General features: G+C 69.4%; 18 protein-coding genes. 6 read left to right on the plus strand and 12 right to left on the minus strand.

Annotation, left to right across the window (positions count from 1 at the left end; translation table 11 throughout):
• Nucleotides 1-2: 2 nt before the first annotated feature.
• Together NL126_RS11240 and NL126_RS11245 are read right to left on the minus strand one after the other, a co-directional pair.
• A complete protein-coding gene (locus tag NL126_RS11240) occupies nucleotides 3-371 on the minus strand; it encodes a YybH family protein (protein WP_255194966.1) in 369 nt (122 codons plus the stop codon).
• A gap of 121 nt (nucleotides 372-492) precedes the next feature.
• Nucleotides 493-912, minus strand: coding sequence for a DUF8146 domain-containing protein (locus NL126_RS11245; RefSeq protein WP_255194967.1), 420 nt, complete (start codon nucleotides 910-912; stop codon nucleotides 493-495).
• A gap of 107 nt (nucleotides 913-1,019) precedes the next feature.
• Between NL126_RS11245 and NL126_RS11250 the strand changes: the two genes are divergently transcribed.
• The gene (locus NL126_RS11250) at nucleotides 1,020-1,895 is read left to right on the plus strand and encodes a universal stress protein (RefSeq protein ID WP_255194968.1); all 876 of its coding nucleotides are present in this window, start codon (nucleotides 1,020-1,022) and stop codon (nucleotides 1,893-1,895) included.
• On the plus strand, nucleotides 1,892-3,091 hold the full coding sequence (locus NL126_RS11255) for an inorganic phosphate transporter (RefSeq protein WP_255194969.1): 1,200 nt from the start codon (nucleotides 1,892-1,894) through the stop codon (nucleotides 3,089-3,091). The genes NL126_RS11250 and NL126_RS11255 overlap by 4 nt, the downstream gene beginning before the upstream one ends.
• On the opposite strand, the gene NL126_RS11260 is transcribed toward NL126_RS11255, so the two are convergent.
• The 5 genes from NL126_RS11260 to NL126_RS11280 all read right to left on the minus strand — a co-directional run bounded on the left by NL126_RS11260 (nucleotide 3,088) and on the right by NL126_RS11280 (nucleotide 6,728).
• Nucleotides 3,088-3,519 carry a universal stress protein gene (locus NL126_RS11260; RefSeq protein WP_255194970.1) on the minus strand — a complete coding sequence of 144 codons (432 nt, stop codon included), beginning with the start codon at nucleotides 3,517-3,519 and terminating at the stop codon, nucleotides 3,088-3,090. The two genes, NL126_RS11255 and NL126_RS11260, sit on opposite strands and share 4 nt — an antisense overlap.
• Before the next feature lie 114 nt (nucleotides 3,520-3,633).
• Complete coding sequence (locus tag NL126_RS11265; RefSeq protein WP_255194971.1) at nucleotides 3,634-4,230, minus strand: RPA family protein; 597 nt, start codon at nucleotides 4,228-4,230, stop codon at nucleotides 3,634-3,636.
• Nucleotide 4,231: 1 nt separating this feature from the next.
• A complete protein-coding gene (locus NL126_RS11270) occupies nucleotides 4,232-5,155 on the minus strand; it encodes a replication factor A (RefSeq protein ID WP_255194972.1) in 924 nt (307 codons plus the stop codon).
• 114 nt (nucleotides 5,156-5,269) lie between these two features.
• Entirely contained in the window at nucleotides 5,270-6,121 is an 852-nt protein-coding gene (locus tag NL126_RS11275; protein WP_255194973.1) for an alpha/beta fold hydrolase, read from the minus strand.
• A gap of 34 nt (nucleotides 6,122-6,155) precedes the next feature.
• The gene (locus NL126_RS11280) at nucleotides 6,156-6,728 is read right to left on the minus strand and encodes a GNAT family N-acetyltransferase (protein ID WP_255194974.1); all 573 of its coding nucleotides are present in this window, start codon (nucleotides 6,726-6,728) and stop codon (nucleotides 6,156-6,158) included.
• 189 nt (nucleotides 6,729-6,917) lie between these two features.
• Here NL126_RS11280 and NL126_RS11285 point away from each other — a divergent pair, with 189 nt between their 5' ends.
• A complete protein-coding gene (locus NL126_RS11285) occupies nucleotides 6,918-7,205 on the plus strand; it encodes a DUF7091 family protein (RefSeq protein ID WP_255194975.1) in 288 nt (95 codons plus the stop codon).
• Nucleotides 7,206-7,234: 29 nt separating this feature from the next.
• Nucleotides 7,235-8,221 (plus strand): mannose-1-phosphate guanylyltransferase, encoded by a 987-nt coding sequence (locus NL126_RS11290; RefSeq protein WP_255194976.1) that lies wholly within the window; start codon nucleotides 7,235-7,237, stop codon nucleotides 8,219-8,221.
• Between the two features lie 6 nt (nucleotides 8,222-8,227).
• Here NL126_RS11290 and NL126_RS11295 read toward each other — a convergent pair whose 3' ends face one another.
• Nucleotides 8,228-9,013 (minus strand): SDR family oxidoreductase, encoded by a 786-nt coding sequence (locus NL126_RS11295; protein ID WP_255194977.1) that lies wholly within the window; start codon nucleotides 9,011-9,013, stop codon nucleotides 8,228-8,230.
• A gap of 80 nt (nucleotides 9,014-9,093) precedes the next feature.
• On the opposite strand from NL126_RS11295, the gene NL126_RS11300 reads away from it, so the two are divergent.
• Nucleotides 9,094-9,924: a type II CAAX endopeptidase family protein gene (locus NL126_RS11300; protein WP_255194978.1), complete on the plus strand. Its 831-nt coding sequence runs from the start codon at nucleotides 9,094-9,096 to the stop codon at nucleotides 9,922-9,924.
• A gap of 39 nt (nucleotides 9,925-9,963) precedes the next feature.
• Here the strand turns inward: NL126_RS11300 and NL126_RS11305 are convergent, their stop codons facing one another.
• Nucleotides 9,964-10,425, minus strand: a complete 462-nt coding sequence (locus tag NL126_RS11305) for a Tfx family DNA-binding protein (RefSeq protein ID WP_255194979.1) — start codon at nucleotides 10,423-10,425, stop codon at nucleotides 9,964-9,966.
• The gene (locus tag NL126_RS11310) at nucleotides 10,422-10,874 is read right to left on the minus strand and encodes a TRAM domain-containing protein (RefSeq protein ID WP_255194980.1); all 453 of its coding nucleotides are present in this window, start codon (nucleotides 10,872-10,874) and stop codon (nucleotides 10,422-10,424) included. The genes NL126_RS11305 and NL126_RS11310 overlap by 4 nt, the downstream gene beginning before the upstream one ends.
• A 122-nt stretch (nucleotides 10,875-10,996) precedes the next feature.
• Between NL126_RS11310 and NL126_RS11315 the strand changes: the two genes are divergently transcribed.
• Nucleotides 10,997-11,671 (plus strand): hypothetical protein, encoded by a 675-nt coding sequence (locus tag NL126_RS11315; RefSeq protein ID WP_255194981.1) that lies wholly within the window; start codon nucleotides 10,997-10,999, stop codon nucleotides 11,669-11,671.
• Here NL126_RS11315 and NL126_RS11320 read toward each other — a convergent pair.
• Nucleotides 11,655-12,755, minus strand: coding sequence for an outer membrane protein assembly factor BamB family protein (locus tag NL126_RS11320; RefSeq protein ID WP_255194982.1), 1,101 nt, complete (start codon nucleotides 12,753-12,755; stop codon nucleotides 11,655-11,657). The two genes, NL126_RS11315 and NL126_RS11320, sit on opposite strands and share 17 nt — an antisense overlap.
• A complete protein-coding gene (locus NL126_RS11325) occupies nucleotides 12,752-13,759 on the minus strand; it encodes a M48 family metalloprotease (protein WP_255194983.1) in 1,008 nt (335 codons plus the stop codon). Before NL126_RS11325 ends, NL126_RS11320 begins: the two co-directional genes overlap by 4 nt.
• Between the last annotated feature and the right edge of the window lie 19 nt (nucleotides 13,760-13,778).

Here is a 13,778-nt window from a genome sequence, read left to right on the forward strand (position 1 = left end):
GCTCAGTTCTTCGGGGTTATCTTCGCCGCGAACGTCTGCGTCTCGATGCTGCCGTCGTGGATGACGAACGTGTCCGTCGCGAACTCGTAGACGTTGTCCGGGGTCTCGCCGTGCCAGGTGATGTACGCGATATCACCGTCGACGGTCCGTTGGTCGACTTCCACGTCGACGTTCCCCTGTGCGAACTCCTCGAAGCGTCCCTCGAAGAAGCTCCCGATGTCGTCGAGCCCGTGGAACGACCCGGTATTCGTGATGATAGCGGAGTCGTCGGTGTACTCCGCCAGTATCCCGTCCGTATCGAGATCCATGAACGCTGCCAGGTAGTGGTCGAGCACTGCGGCGGCGGTCTTGAGGTCGGTTCCAGTCGACATTGTAATCAACAATCGTGTTGGTTGTGCGCGGGCTTATAGCCGTAGCATCGCTGGTGTCACGACGATACCGCAACCCGGACGCACCGCTGGGCAGCCGAGCGCGGGAGAAGTGGTGAGCGGGTCAGCCGAGGCGAAAGGAGGGCTCCTCTTCCTGCTCGCCGCCGTCGAGATCTTCGAGCTGGATGACCTCCTCGTCCTCCTGCTCCTCGAGTCGCTGGGAGAGCTTCGTGACGTAGCGCTTGTACTCGTCGAGCTGCTCGCGGAGGTGTTCGGCTTCGAGTTCCAGCCGTTCGTGCTCGCGGACGAAGCTCTTGGGTACCTCGACCTTCGGGGGGAACGACTCCACACCCGAAGAGGACTCCGAGGAGTTGATCTCGTGTTCGGGGACGACCTGCACCTGTCCGTCGTGGGCAACGAGCGTCTCCACGTAGTCGCGGAAGACGGCCGACAGAGAGATGTCGCGCTCCTCCGCGATCTCGCGCAGGGTCTCGAACGCGTCCTCGTTGACCCGGAAGGAGATGGTCTTGTTCTTGTTGCCCATCGTGCTAGGGGTCTGCGGACTCCTCCCTCTTAAGGGTTCGTCAGACGCTCGCATGCCGCCGCGGTCGCGCACCAACGCTTTTCACCCGATGGGTCGAACCTCAGTCGATGGACCCTCCGAGGTCGGGCAATCCCGTACTGGTCGCGGTCGACAGTCTCGACCACGTCCAGCAACTCCTCCGCACCGCCGGCGACCTCGCCCGACTCGGCGCGGGGACGGTCCGGCTCGTCACCGTCGCCGTCAAGGCGTCGGATTCCCCCTTCAGCGTCCTCGACGACGAGACCATCGTCCGCGAGTTCGCCGACCCCAGTCACGAGCTCCTCGAACGTGCACAGACCCCCGAGGGCGTCACCGTCGAGCGGGACGTGCTCGTCGCGCGCTCGGCGGCGAAGGGGCTGCTCGGCGCTGTCGAGGAGACCGACCCGGCCGCGCTCGTCGTCGGGTGGCGCGGGCGGTCGACCCCGGGTGACGTCGTCTTCGGGACGACCGTCGACAGGCTCGTCGAACGGGCGCCCTGCGACCTCTACGTCGAGCGGGTCGGCCGAGAAGCGAACGGCGTCGACTCGGTCCTGCTCGCGGTCGCCGGGGGCCCCCACGTCGAAACCGCCGCACGGGTCGCGGCGGCCATCGCCCTGCCGAACCAGGCCAGTGTGACCGTGCTCTCGGTCGACACCGGCGACGGCGACGCGGCGGCGTTCGCCGAAGCGGGCCGTGCCGCGGTGGCCGCGGCCGTCACCCCCGAGGTGCCCGTCGAGACGAGCGTCGAGGCGCGCGACGACGTGACCGACGCCGTCGCCGAGGCGGCGGCCGCGCACGACGTGGTGGTACTCTGTGCGACCCGGAAGGGCGCGCTCCGGCGAAAGATCGCGGGGTCGGTGCCGCGGCGGGTCGTCGACCGGACCGACCAGACAGTCGTCCTCGCACGCAGCGGCGAGAGCGTCAGCGGCCCCCTCCACCGACTCGGTGAACTGCTCCGCCGATGACTGAGGTCGTGTTCTGGGCCCTCGTCGCGCTCGCGACCGTCATCAGCCTCACCACCGCGTGGGCGCTCGGGGCGAACAGCAACTCCCCGCCGTTCGCCCCGGCCATCGGTGCGAACGCCATCTCGACGATGCGGGCCGCGTTCCTCATCGGCATCCTCGCGGCACTCGGCGCGCTCACGCAGGGCGGCAGCATCTCCGAGACGGTCGGGGCGGGGCTCATCGACGGCGTCGCGTTCACGTCGCTGGCGGCGGCGGCCGGCCTCCTGACCGCGACGGTGTTCATGGCGGTCGGCGTATACACCGGCTATCCCGTCCCCGCGGCGTTCGCCACCACGGGCGCGATGGTCGGCGTCGGGCTCTCGCTCGGCGGCGACCCCGCCATCGACACCTACCGGCGCATCGCGACGTTCTGGGCGCTCGTACCGCCGCTCTCCGGTGGCCTCGCGTACCTCACGGCCACGCTGCTGCGCCGCGACGAGGTCCCCGAGACGGTCGGCGTCCCGCTGCTCGCGGCCGTGGTCGGGGGAATCGTCGCCAACGTCCGGCTGAGCCTCATCCCGTCGTCCACGGGGGACCAGGGCTCGGTCGCGGCGTACGTCGCCGAACTCGTCGGCACACCGACGGTCTGGGGGGTCGACGTCGTAGCCGTCGCCGCGACGGTCGTCGCCGCGGCCGTGAGCTTCCAGTTCATCCGGCGACGGACGCAGGCGTCCGTCGACAAGGGCATCAAGACGTTCCTCGTCGTCCTGGGGAGCGTCGTCGCCTTCTCCAGCGGCGGCAGTCAGGTCGGGCTGGCGACCGGCCCGCTGGAGAACCTGTACCTGGTCGAACTCGGCCTGCCCGCCCTCCTGCTCCTGGCAATCGGCGCGGTCGGCATCCTCGGCGGCGCGTGGATGGGGGCTCCTCGACTGCTCCAGGCCACCTCCCGGGAGTACGCACAGCTCGGCGTCCGCCGCTCCATCGCCGCGCTCGTCCCCGGGTTCATCATCGCACAGCTCGCCATCGCGCTGGGCATCCCCATCTCGTTCAACAACATCATCATCTCGGGCGTCATCGGGGGCGGCCTCGCCGGCGGATCGGCGGGCGTCTCGCGCCGGAAGGTGGGCATCACGCTCGGGTTCTGGGTGCTCACGCTCGCCTCGTCGGTGGTCGTCGGCTTCGGCCTCTATCGGCTGTTCGCGGCGGCGCTCGGCTAGCGCACGACGGTCACCGTCACCGGCGTCTCCCCGACGACCCTCGTCGCGACGGTGCCGAGCAGGCGCCGCGCGAGGCCGTCCTGCGGCCCCCCGTGGCCGCCCATGACGACGTGGTCGACGTCGTTGGCCTCGACGTACGAGACGATGGTGTCGGCCGGGTCGCCGGTCTCGACGGCGGTGTCGACGCTCCGCCCCGCCTCCGCGGCTCGCTCGCGAGCCCGTTCGACGAGGTTGGTGGCGCGCTTGCGGGCGGTCTCCTCGCGGGCGTCGTCGGCGCCGAGGACGCCGCCCTCGCTCATCGGCCGATCGAGCGGCGTCACCACGTTCAGCACCGTCACCCGGCAGTCGAACGTCTCGAGGGCGTGAACCAGCGCGTCGTCCGAGAGCGGTGACCCGTCCAGCGGGACGAGCACGTGGGTCGGGGCCATACGCCTTCTCCGGGGCTGAGCCACAAGTATCTACGCGGTCGTGTCGCGACTCGCATCGGAAAACAGTAGCAGGGGAAACCGGGGCCGAGCGTGTGCAGGTCGGCCCCCGCGCGTCTACGCCTTCGCTTCGGGTGCGTCGGCCCCGTCGTCGAGCGATTCGAGCGCTTCCGAGACGACGCTCTTGTAGGCGTCGCCGAACCGCTCGTACTCTTCGCGGGCCATCGCGGCGTACTCGTTCTCGTCGTCGTCGAACGCCTCGATGCGGTCGAGCGTGCGGTCGGCGGTCTCGACGACCCAGCGGTCGCGGGTGTCGCCGTCAACGACGCTGATCGATTCGGGACGGACGGAGACGTTCACGTTGCCGTCGTCCGTCTCGTAGGTGCGGGGCTTACCCACCATCGCCACGTACGCGGGCGGCTCCAGCTCGCGGAGGGCACTCGCGGCCTCCGGCTGGTACTGCCCGGCGTACGTGTAGAACGTGCCGGTCGGGTCGACGATGCGACCCTGCCAGTACTCCGAGTCGTCGCCGATGTCCTCGGTCTCGGTGAGCGTCCCGACGATGAACACGCGGTTGGCGCGTTCACCCGTCGGCAGGAGCGCGTACACTGGGGCGCGCTCGTCCTCGCTCTCCTTGAACGTGTAACCGGCGTCGTTGAACTCGCGTGCGAACACGCGCCGTGCGACCTCTCGAGTGGGAACGTTCTGGGACATCTTACATCGACCTCGCGCGGATGAGGGTTGCCTCGGCATCCGGCGCACCGAGCGTCTCCATCTCGTTCACGAGGACGTACCGCCCGAGCGTCGGCCCGGTCACGCGGTAGTAGCGACCGAGGACGCCCTCGGCCATCTCGTCGGCCACGACGGTCGTGTCGAGCGCGTCCATCGCCATCTCCTTGGCCTCCTCGAGCCCGATACCGGTGAGCTTCTCGGTGGCCTCCTGGTCGAAGATGACCTCGTGGACCTGCTCGCCGTCGTCGAGGACGCCCTTGATGCGGAGGTCGAACTCGCCTTCGCCCTCGCCGTGTTCGCTACAGCGGCCGTTCTGGAGGACGCGCGTGCAGCCCTCCTCCGGGCATCGTTTGATGAGGCCGCTGCCGGACTGGATGTCCACCAGCGCCCCCTCGACGCTCACGCTGTTGTCGCCGACCTCGAGCTCCTCGTCGAGTTCGGTGATGCTCGTCGTCTTGTTGAGCTTCACCGAGAAGTTGCCCTGGTACTCGTCGGTGACGACGTTCCCGAGCTTGTACACCTGCCCTTCCGCGAGCTTCGGGAGTTCGCTGGTCTTGAACGAGACGAACTTGATGGTGCCGGACTCGTCGCCGAGCAGCCCCACCTGGGAGATGCTGTCGGAGCGGGGCTCCCACAGCTCGACGACCTTCGTGCGGACGTCGACCCACTGTTCGTCCTGGTCGATGTCGGCGACTTGGACGGTCTCGTTGCCGCCGCCACCGAGCTGGTCGCGCTCCATCCCGGCCTCGTCGAGGTAGTTGGAGACGACTGAGCGGCGCGCCTCCTCGACGGGGACGCGGTACTCGTTGACGAGCGTGTTCAGGCGCTCCTCGACGTCGTCGACGGTGATGTCGAGCTCGTCGGAGAACTGTTCGTGTATCTCTTGGGCGTGCTGTTGCACGTTCATTGGTGGTCACGCCTCCGCTCTGTTTTCAATGGGAGGCATACGACGGTTGGTGCCCTATGGTATTTAAATCTACGTTGCCGGAGTGAAAGTGAAATATCGGCGTACGGCGCGCCCTCAGGACAGGAACGTTCGGATGGGTTCGGTCTGTTCGGGGACGTTGAGTGCGGGGGCGTGGCCACAGTCCACGACGAGCGTCTCCATCCCGGGTTTCCGCTCGCGCATCTCCGCGAACGTCTCCGCCGCGAGGATGTCAGAGTGCTCGCCGCGGACGACCATCACGGGCTGGTCGATGGCGTCGAACAGCGCCCACTGGTCGACGTCGGTGTCGGCCATCAGCAACGGTTCGACGATACGCGTGTCGTAGTTCGGCGTGAACTGGCCGTCGTCGGTGCGCCGCGCCGAGGTCCGCGCGAGGTTCCGCCACTCGGCGTCGGTCATCTCGGAGAACGTGTCGTACACGTCCCGGAAGTACGTCTCGATCTCCGAGAAGCGGTCGAACGCCGGCGGGTCGGTGAGGTAGTCGACGATGCGCTGGATGCCTTCGTCCGCGTCGTCGTCGTCCGCCGGGTTCGGTCCCACGTCGACGAGGACGAGTTTCTCCACGCGCTCGGCGAGCGGGCCGGGAACGAGTCCGATGCCGAGTTGGCCGCCCATCGAGAGCCCGAGATAGTGGGCCGAGTCGAGTTCCAGCGCCTCGAAGAACGCGACGATGACCTCCCCGAGGGATTCGGGGTCGTACATCTCCTCGTTCCACTCGCTCTCGCCACGACCGGGCATGTCGGGACACAGCACCCGATACTCGTCGGCGAGTGCTGCGGCGAACGGGTCGAAATCTCTCCCAGTGCGCGAGAGCCCGTGGACGCAGACGAGCGGCGTGGCGTCGGGGTCACCCCACGCGGTGTAGTGGATCTCGGTATCGGCGACGGTGATGTACTGGTGGGTCGGTGATCGACTCGAAGACGACATTCGCCGGTAGGTGCCGGCGCTCCACCTTAGCTTTTCAGTCGCGGTCGAGGACGGCGTCGACGCCGGGCCACTCGCGTTTCAGCAGCCCGTACCGCTCGCGGTCGACGTACTCGCCGTCCCGATAGATGTCCTCGCGGCTCGTTCCCTCGTGGACGAACCCCAGTTTCTCGACGAGGGCGATGGACGCCGCGTTGCCGCTGTCGATGCTCGCCCCCACGCGATGCAGGCGCAGGTCCGCAAAGCCGTACTCGAGGACGTGGGCACAGGCCTCGGTCGCGTAGCCCTCTCCACACGCCTTCGGATGAATCCACGCCCCGAGGTTCGCCCAGCCTCGCGTGTCGATGATGGGTGCGAGCTGGACGGAGCCCACGGGGTCGCCCGCGTGCTCGCCGGTCTTCGCGACGACGAGCAGGCTCACCGAGTCCTCGTCGGCGTCGTACTGCTCGTAGAGGTCGTCGTACTCGGTAGCGGTCGTCGGCGTCCGCCAGCTGTCGATGTAGCGGCGGGTGTCGGGGTGGTTGGTCGCCTCGCGGAGGAACTCCTTGTCCTCCTCCTCGGGCGTTCGCAGTTCGAGTCGGTCGGTGTCGATGAACAGCTGTCCTGGCATGCGTGTGCGGCTGTCGCTGGCTGGTCGGGTGGCGAGGCGACGACGGAACGGCCGTGCGACCGGCCGTCAGACGAGGGGAACGAGCATCGCGCTACCCGTTGGGTCACCGACGGGGCGCAAAAGCGTTCGGCTGGTGTGTCAGGCGTTGTCGGCCGACGGATTGTAGTGCCGTCGCGCCCATCTCCCGGTATGAGCAACCGTCGGCGGCTGGCCCACCTGCTCAAGGTAAAACTTCGCTCCGCGGGCCGGCAGTACGAGGAGGCCCGCCGCGCCTACCGCGAGGGCCGCACGAGCGCGGACCTCCCGACCGACGGGAGCGGCCAGCTCCGCATCGTCTGCCGTCGCCACGCCGAGAAGCGCACCGTCACCGTCGACGCCGAGGGTCGCCCAGAGTGTTTCGACGCGGGACACCCCGACTGCGAGGGCTGTGCGCAGGACGTTCGCGAGGGCGTCGTCGAGACCTGGACGGACGGCTGATTTTTGTCGCCGGCGGCCGATTCGCTGGCATGCCCACCACCGTCGCCGTCGTCCTCGCCGGGGGGCGCGGCACCCGCCTCTACCCCGCGAGTACCGCCGACACGCCGAAACAGTTCCGCGCGTTCGGCGGCGCTGACTCGTTGCTCGCGCGGACGGTCGATCGCGCCCGCGCCGTCGCCGACGAGACGTACGTCCTCACGCGCGAGGCGTACGCCGACCGCATCCACGAGCACGCACCCGACGTGGGCGTCCTCGTCGAACCCGACCCCAAGGACACCGGTCCCGCGCTCGTCTACGCCGCCCACCGCATCCGGGAGCAGGTCGACGACGCCGTCCTGCTCTGTCTGCCGAGCGACCACCACGTCGGGTCAGGATATCGGGAGACGTTCGCCCGCACGTGCGATGTGGCGCACGAGACGGGCGGTCTCGTCACCCTCGGTATCGACCCGACGCGCGCGGCGACCGGCTACGGCTACATCGAACCCGGCGAGCAGTTCGACGGGTACGCTACCGTCGCATCGTTCACAGAGAAACCCGATGCCGCCGTCGCCGAACGCTACCGAGACCAGGGCTACTTCTGGAACGCGGGCATCTTCGCGTGGACGCCCGACGCCCTGCTCGACGCCGCGAGCGGCGGTGAACTCGCCGGGTTCGTCGACGCGCTCGACGACCCCGAGGCGGCGTTCGACGCGGTCGACCCCATCAGCGTCGACTACGCCGTGCTAGAGGGCGCCGAGGACGTGTACGTCGTCCCGGCGGGGTTCGACTGGGACGACCTGGGGTCGTGGGACGCCCTCGAGCGGGTACTCGGCCGCGACGGCGACGGCAACGCACGGCTCGGCGAGACGCTGGCGCTCGACGCCGAGAACTGCGTACTCGCTGCGGGCGAGGGGCAGCACGTCTCGGCCGTTGGCGTCTCCGACCTCGTCGTCGCCGCCTACGACGGGCGCGTGCTCGTCGTCCCGAAACGAGACGCCCAGCGAGTTCGGTCGGTGGTAGACGCGCTGGAGGACTAGGGAGGATTACGCGGATCGTGCGCTCCCGCCGTCGACGGAGAGCGCAGCGCCGTTGACGTACGATGCGGCGTCTGAGGCGAGCCACGCGACGGTCGCGCCGAGTTCGTGGGGGTCGCCCACCCGGTCGAGTGGGATGTCCGCGGACCACGCCTCGAGCCCTGCCTCGTAGCTGTCGAACTCCCCGCGGTCGACCGCCTGCTCGACGAGGTCCGAGATGCGCGAGGTCTCGTGGGCGCCCGGGAGGACGGCGTTCACGCGGATGTCGGGTGCGAACTCCCGCGACTGGGTCTTCATCAGCCCGATGACCGCCCGACGCACCGAGTTCGAGAGCACGAGACCGTCGAGAATCTCGTCTACCGAGCGTGAGGTGATGTTCGTGATGGTGCCCCCGCCGTCTGCGAGGTGTGGGTGGGCCGCGCGCGTCGTCCAGACGACGCTCATCACCAGCAGGTCGTACGCCCCGTACCAGTCGTCGTCGTCCATGTCGAGGAACGGGCCCGAACGGGGCCCGCCGGCGCTCGTCACGACGTGGTCGAGGCCACCGAACGCCTCGACCGTCGCGTCGACGAACGCCTCGACCTCGCGCTTCTCGGTGATGTCCGCCGCCATCGCCAGCACGTCGCCGTCGCCGGTCGCCTCGAGCGTCTCGCGTGCCGAGTCGACGTGTTCGGGAGTCGTGCCACACACCGCAACGTGACAGCCCTCGCGGGCGAGCGCCTGTGCGCTCGCGAGTCCGAGCCCGGAGGAGCCCGCCGTCACCAGTGCCGCGTCGCCGTCGAGTCCGAGGTCCATATCGGGTCATCCGAGGCCGGCGGCAAATAGCTACGCCCGGTGGCGTATACTTATCCGGTCGAGCGTCGTCCCCTTGAGGCATGACGACCCGAGCCGATCACCTCGCCGGCTGGCGGGGTATCGCCGTGTTTCTGGCGCTCACCTTCGGCTTCTCGTGGGCAGTCTGGCTCCCAGCGGCGCTTGAGGCACAGGGTGTCGTCGGGTCGGCTCCCACCCTCCCGAACGTCGGAGCGTTCGGGCCGACCGTCGCCGCGTTCGTCCTCGCCGCCTACGCTGGTGGTGTCGGCGGGGCGGTTCGCCTCGCCAAGCGAGCGGTGACGCTCGACTACCCGAAACGCTGGCTCCTCGTCGCGGTGGGTCTCCCGCTCGTCGTCGTGGGGTCGGGGCTCGCCGTCGCCGTCGCCACCGACACGCGCCCCTCGTTCCCGTGGGCGGGAAATCCCGGGCTACTCCCGCTCGCGTACGTGTTCGTCTTCCTGCTGGGCGGGCCGGTCCAGGAGGAGTTCGGCTGGCGCGGCTACCTGCTCGACGCGCTCCAGGACCGCGGCGGCGCGACCGTCGCCGGCGTCGTCGTCGGGCTGGTCTGGGCGCTCTGGCACGTCCCGCTGTTCTTCATCCCGTCGGAGACCATCTACTACGAGAGTTCGTTCGTCGGATTCGCCGTTTCCATCACCCTGCTTTCGGTGCTGATGACGTGGGTGTACAACAACACGGGTGGGAGCCTGCTCCCGATGCTCCTCATGCACGCGACGTGGAACTGGGCACAGGGGATGTTTCCAGTCCTCGAATCGGACCCGGGGAGCCTCGCGTTCGTGCTCGTGCAGGCGGCGCTCGTCGTCGTGGTCGTCGCCTACTGGGGCCCCTCCAGACTCCGGCGGACGCCGCCGGCTAGTGAGACGCCGCTGTCGTAATCGAAACCTAACTGAGACGCCGCTATCCTAATCGAACCCTCAGGCCGTTCGCACCCGCACGCGCCCCTCGCTCGTCACGCCCACGATGATGTCGCGTTTCACTTCCCGCCCCTGGATCGCGTCGCCAGCCTCGTCGGCGACGAGCTTCATCAGCTCGGGCGCCGTGCGGTTCACCTTCACGTCGGCCTCGTCGCAGGCAGTGAACACGCGTCCCGGCACGTCGTAGAGGTCGGTTCGGGCCTCGACGGTGATGCGGACCGGTGCCTGCAGCGCCTCGGCGAACGCCACCGTCTCGGTGGCCTTCTTAACGTTCTCGCGGGCGCTCGACTCGACGGAGGAGACGTTCGCCCGCGAGGTACCCAGCTCGTCGGCGATGGCCTGCTGTGCGATGCCGCGCTCCCGGAGCGCGAGCACCTGCGCCTGTCGGCGCGTCAGGACGCTCTCGTCCGCGTCGAACCCCAGTTCGTCGAGCAGTGCGTCGACGTCCGGCAGGTCCGTCACGACCCCCAGAAGTTGTCGCGGCTGCCCAGCCGCTCGCGGCGCTGCCGACCACCGGACTTCTCTTCGTCGTCGGATTCGGCCGCCGCGTCGTCGTCACCCTTCTCCTCGTCCTCCTCCCACTCGAGTCGCTCGACCTCCTCGGCGCGGGCGTGGTTCGACCGGACCTTCGTGATGCGGACCTTCGCTCGCGCGTCCGGGAGGATGCCGTCGACCATGACGATGAAGCCGTCCTCGGTGCGGCCGACGCCGGCGCCGGACTCGTGGATGTCGGTCACCTCGACGACGACCTCCTCGCCGAGCTTGACCGGCTGCTGTTTCAGGTCGCGAATCGGCTGACTGTAGTGGTTACACCACTCCGCGCCGCCACGGTCACCGTAGTGCGTACACCCCATCCCTTCGATGCGCTCCTGGAAGCTGGGGCACTCGTCCGCGAGTGGGCAGTCGGGCATAGCGGAACGTAGCGGCGGCCCGATTAAACGTTTGTGGGTCCCCCCTCCCGCCGGAATCCCCTGATTTCGGCTGCCTGGGCCGCTACCGAAACCGTTTCCGACTTCCCGTTCGTTCTCACCGTATGTCCCGTCGTGGCCGTCGCGTGCCGGAGGCCGCCCCCCTCGTCGGCGTCGTCCTCGCCTTCTCGGTGGCGCTGTTCGGCTACCTGTTCGCGCCGACCGGCACGCTCCTCCCCATCTTCCTCGTCGCGCTCCTCCTCTTGTACGGCTTCACCGCCTACGGCATCGTCCGCTCGCCCGACCCGGCGGCGGTCCTGCCTCCCGATGCCGTGCTCGCCGTCGGGGTGCTCACCGCCGGCCTCCTCGGTGGCTACGGGTTCGTCGTCGCCGGCCAGCCGATGTTCGCGCTGTTCGTCGCACTCGTCGCGGGCGTCCCCCCGGCGCTGTACCACGCCCGCTACGGTGAGTCCGTGAACCCGCTCGGCGCCGACGTGACGCTGCTCGTCGCACTCGTCGTCGGTGCCGCAGTGCTCGTCGTCGGCGTGGTCCTCGTCGGCGACCCCGCGATGGCCGCGCTCGACGCCGTCGTGGTCGTGCTCGCGGCCGCCGACTACCGCGACACGCGGGGGACGCCGCTCCCCGACCTCCTCGAGTTCTCGCTCGTCGCCGCGACGCTCGGCGGCGCGGCGCTCTCGGTGCTCTACTTCGCGCTCGTCGCCGGCGACCCCGTCGTCGGCCTCCTCGTCGGCGGCTCGCTGCTCGTCGTCGGCGCGTTCTTCGCTATCGGTGACCGCTGAGCAACCCCTCGCGCTGGTCGGTGCGCTGGAACCAGTAGATCGTGCCCGCATCGAACAGGAGCGCCACGCGCTGCCCGTCGAGCCAGCCCGCGACCGGCTCGCTGGAGTCGGTCTCGAGGTCGCGCTCCCACCGCCGACCTTCGGGACCGAGGGCCTCGACGGTTCCCCGTCCGGCGAGGTACGCGCCCTCAGGGGCTGGAACCGCCGTCCGTGTGGCCAGCGTTCTCCCGACGCGCCATCGCTCGGTGCCGTCCGCGTCGAACGCGGTGAGCCCGGAGGTACCCACCGCGTAGACGGCGTCTGCTGTGGTGGCGATGCTGCTGAGACCGAACGACGCGTCCGCCGTCCACAGCCGGCGCCCCCGCCGGTCGAGCGCCGCGAGTGCCCCGTCTGGTGTCTGGACGTAGACGCGCTCGGCCGTGGCTGCGAGCGGTCCCTCTCCAGCGGTTCGCCATCGCTCCGCCCCGTCGTTCGCGAGCGAGACGACAGTCTCACCGGCCGCAGCGAGGACCCCACCGTCGGTCGGCAGAAGCGTCTCCGGGGGTGCCGATAGCGACACCCGCCACTGTACGGTGCCGTCACGAACCGCGGCGACACCCGTGTCCGTCGCCACGTAGGCCACGGAACCGGCCGCGACGAGGGGCGCGCGTACGCCCTCCACGCCGGTTCGCCACAGTCGCGTTCCCTCGACGGTGACTCTTCCATCCTCGTCTTCGCGCTCGCGGCCGGCGAACGCGACGACACGCCCCTCGACGTCGAGGAGGTAGACGGCGTCCCCGAGCGCGACGGCGGTCGACTCGGTTCGATAGGTGTGCCACCAGCGGTCGGTGCCGGCCCGGGTCGCTCGCCGGAGCTCGGTCCCCTCGGTGAACTCGACGCCCTCACCCTCGAAGACGGTGATGCGGCCGCTCCGAGCGCCGACGATGCCGGCTGCACCGACTGCCCACATCGGCTCGCTGCCCAGCCCGCCGGGGTCGACCCGCGCGGTGCCGTGGGAATCACCGCCACCGGGCGCGTAGCCACAGCCGGCCAGTCCCACGCTGGCGGCGGTGCCGAACGCCGCGAGGAATCGGCGACGTCTCACAGTTCCTCCGCCATCGCCTGCAGTTTCTCGATGCGTTTGGCAGTCGGGGGATGTGTCTCCGGGAACACGTCCGTCGAGACGAGGTCGGCGTCGCCGAACGCGCGGTGTTCGAGCGGGGCGGCGTACAGCGCCTCCGCGCCGCCGTCGAGTTCTCGGAGGTCGCGGTCGGGCACCTCAGGCATCGTCTCGTCCATCGTGCGGAGCGCCGACGCCAGCGCCGCCGGATTCCCGGTGATGGCCGCCGCTCCACGGTCGGCGGCGTACTCGCGGTAGCGCGAGAGGACCCGGTGGACGAGCACGCTCGCCGCCCAGAACATCGCCGAGAGCGCGAGCGTCACGACGGCGGCGACGACCAGCACGACGACGGCCTTCGCCGCCCCGTCGCCGTCGCTGTCAGAGCGACTCCGGCCCATGAGGTGAAAGATGCCGTAGAGGACGTAGTACGCGGCCATCGCCACGTAGTAGGTCACCGTGGGGAGGAGCCACGCGACGGTCATGACGGTCGCGTCGTCGTTCGCGAGGTGTGCGAGTTCGTGCGCGAGGACGGCGTCCAGTTCCTCGCCATCGAGGGTCTCCAGCAGGCCGGTGGTTACGACGATGGCCTCGGTTCGGGGGCCGGCGACGGCCATCGCGTTCGGCGCGCTGTTCCGGGTCACGGTGACCGTGGGTTTGGGGTGGTCGGCCTGCTGGGCGAGTCGTGCGACGGCGGCGTGGAGTTCGGGGTACTCGTCGACGTCGACCTCGCGGGCACCGACCGACGAGAGGACGGTCCGGGGGCCGAACAGGGCTTGTGCGACCAGCCCACCGAGCACGACCACGACCGCGAGCCACGGCTCGACGTAGACGCGGCCGTAGTACGGGCCGTAGTCGAGCGCCTCCAGCAGCGGCAAGAGGACGTGGTTGATGGCGAAGACGAAGCCGTAGATGAACGCGAACGGCAACACCACCACGAGCAGCGAGGCGGCGACGATGCGGCGGCGGAGGGAGGGGTCGGCGGGGAGCATCGAGCGGGTGCTACCGACT

The organism is Halorarius litoreus, assembly GCF_024362405.1.
GTDB classification, from domain to species: domain Archaea; phylum Halobacteriota; class Halobacteria; order Halobacteriales; family Haloarculaceae; genus Halorarius; species Halorarius litoreus.

Excerpts from the sequence above, each read along its gene's own strand:
- NL126_RS11270 (WP_255194972.1), bottom strand. The coding sequence starts at position 5,155 with ATGAACGTGCAACAGCACGCCCAAGAGATACACGAACAGTTCTCCGAC.
- NL126_RS11325 (WP_255194983.1), bottom strand. The coding sequence starts at position 13,759 with ATGCTCCCCGCCGACCCCTCCCTCCGCCGCCGCATCGTCGCCGCCTCG.
- NL126_RS11290 (WP_255194976.1), top strand. The coding sequence starts at position 7,235 with ATGCCCACCACCGTCGCCGTCGTCCTCGCCGGGGGGCGCGGCACCCGC.
- NL126_RS11295 (WP_255194977.1), bottom strand. The coding sequence starts at position 9,013 with ATGGACCTCGGACTCGACGGCGACGCGGCACTGGTGACGGCGGGCTCC.
- NL126_RS11300 (WP_255194978.1), top strand. The coding sequence starts at position 9,094 with ATGACGACCCGAGCCGATCACCTCGCCGGCTGGCGGGGTATCGCCGTG.
- NL126_RS11255 (WP_255194969.1), top strand. The coding sequence starts at position 1,892 with ATGACTGAGGTCGTGTTCTGGGCCCTCGTCGCGCTCGCGACCGTCATC.
- NL126_RS11240 (WP_255194966.1), bottom strand. The coding sequence starts at position 371 with ATGTCGACTGGAACCGACCTCAAGACCGCCGCCGCAGTGCTCGACCAC.
- NL126_RS11265 (WP_255194971.1), bottom strand. The coding sequence starts at position 4,230 with ATGTCCCAGAACGTTCCCACTCGAGAGGTCGCACGGCGCGTGTTCGCA.
- NL126_RS11260 (WP_255194970.1), bottom strand. The coding sequence starts at position 3,519 with ATGGCCCCGACCCACGTGCTCGTCCCGCTGGACGGGTCACCGCTCTCG.
- NL126_RS11275 (WP_255194973.1), bottom strand. The coding sequence starts at position 6,121 with ATGTCGTCTTCGAGTCGATCACCGACCCACCAGTACATCACCGTCGCC.
- NL126_RS11280 (WP_255194974.1), bottom strand. The coding sequence starts at position 6,728 with ATGCCAGGACAGCTGTTCATCGACACCGACCGACTCGAACTGCGAACG.
- NL126_RS11315 (WP_255194981.1), top strand. The coding sequence starts at position 10,997 with ATGTCCCGTCGTGGCCGTCGCGTGCCGGAGGCCGCCCCCCTCGTCGGC.
- NL126_RS11285 (WP_255194975.1), top strand. The coding sequence starts at position 6,918 with ATGAGCAACCGTCGGCGGCTGGCCCACCTGCTCAAGGTAAAACTTCGC.
- NL126_RS11250 (WP_255194968.1), top strand. The coding sequence starts at position 1,020 with ATGGACCCTCCGAGGTCGGGCAATCCCGTACTGGTCGCGGTCGACAGT.
- NL126_RS11245 (WP_255194967.1), bottom strand. The coding sequence starts at position 912 with ATGGGCAACAAGAACAAGACCATCTCCTTCCGGGTCAACGAGGACGCG.
- NL126_RS11310 (WP_255194980.1), bottom strand. The coding sequence starts at position 10,874 with ATGCCCGACTGCCCACTCGCGGACGAGTGCCCCAGCTTCCAGGAGCGC.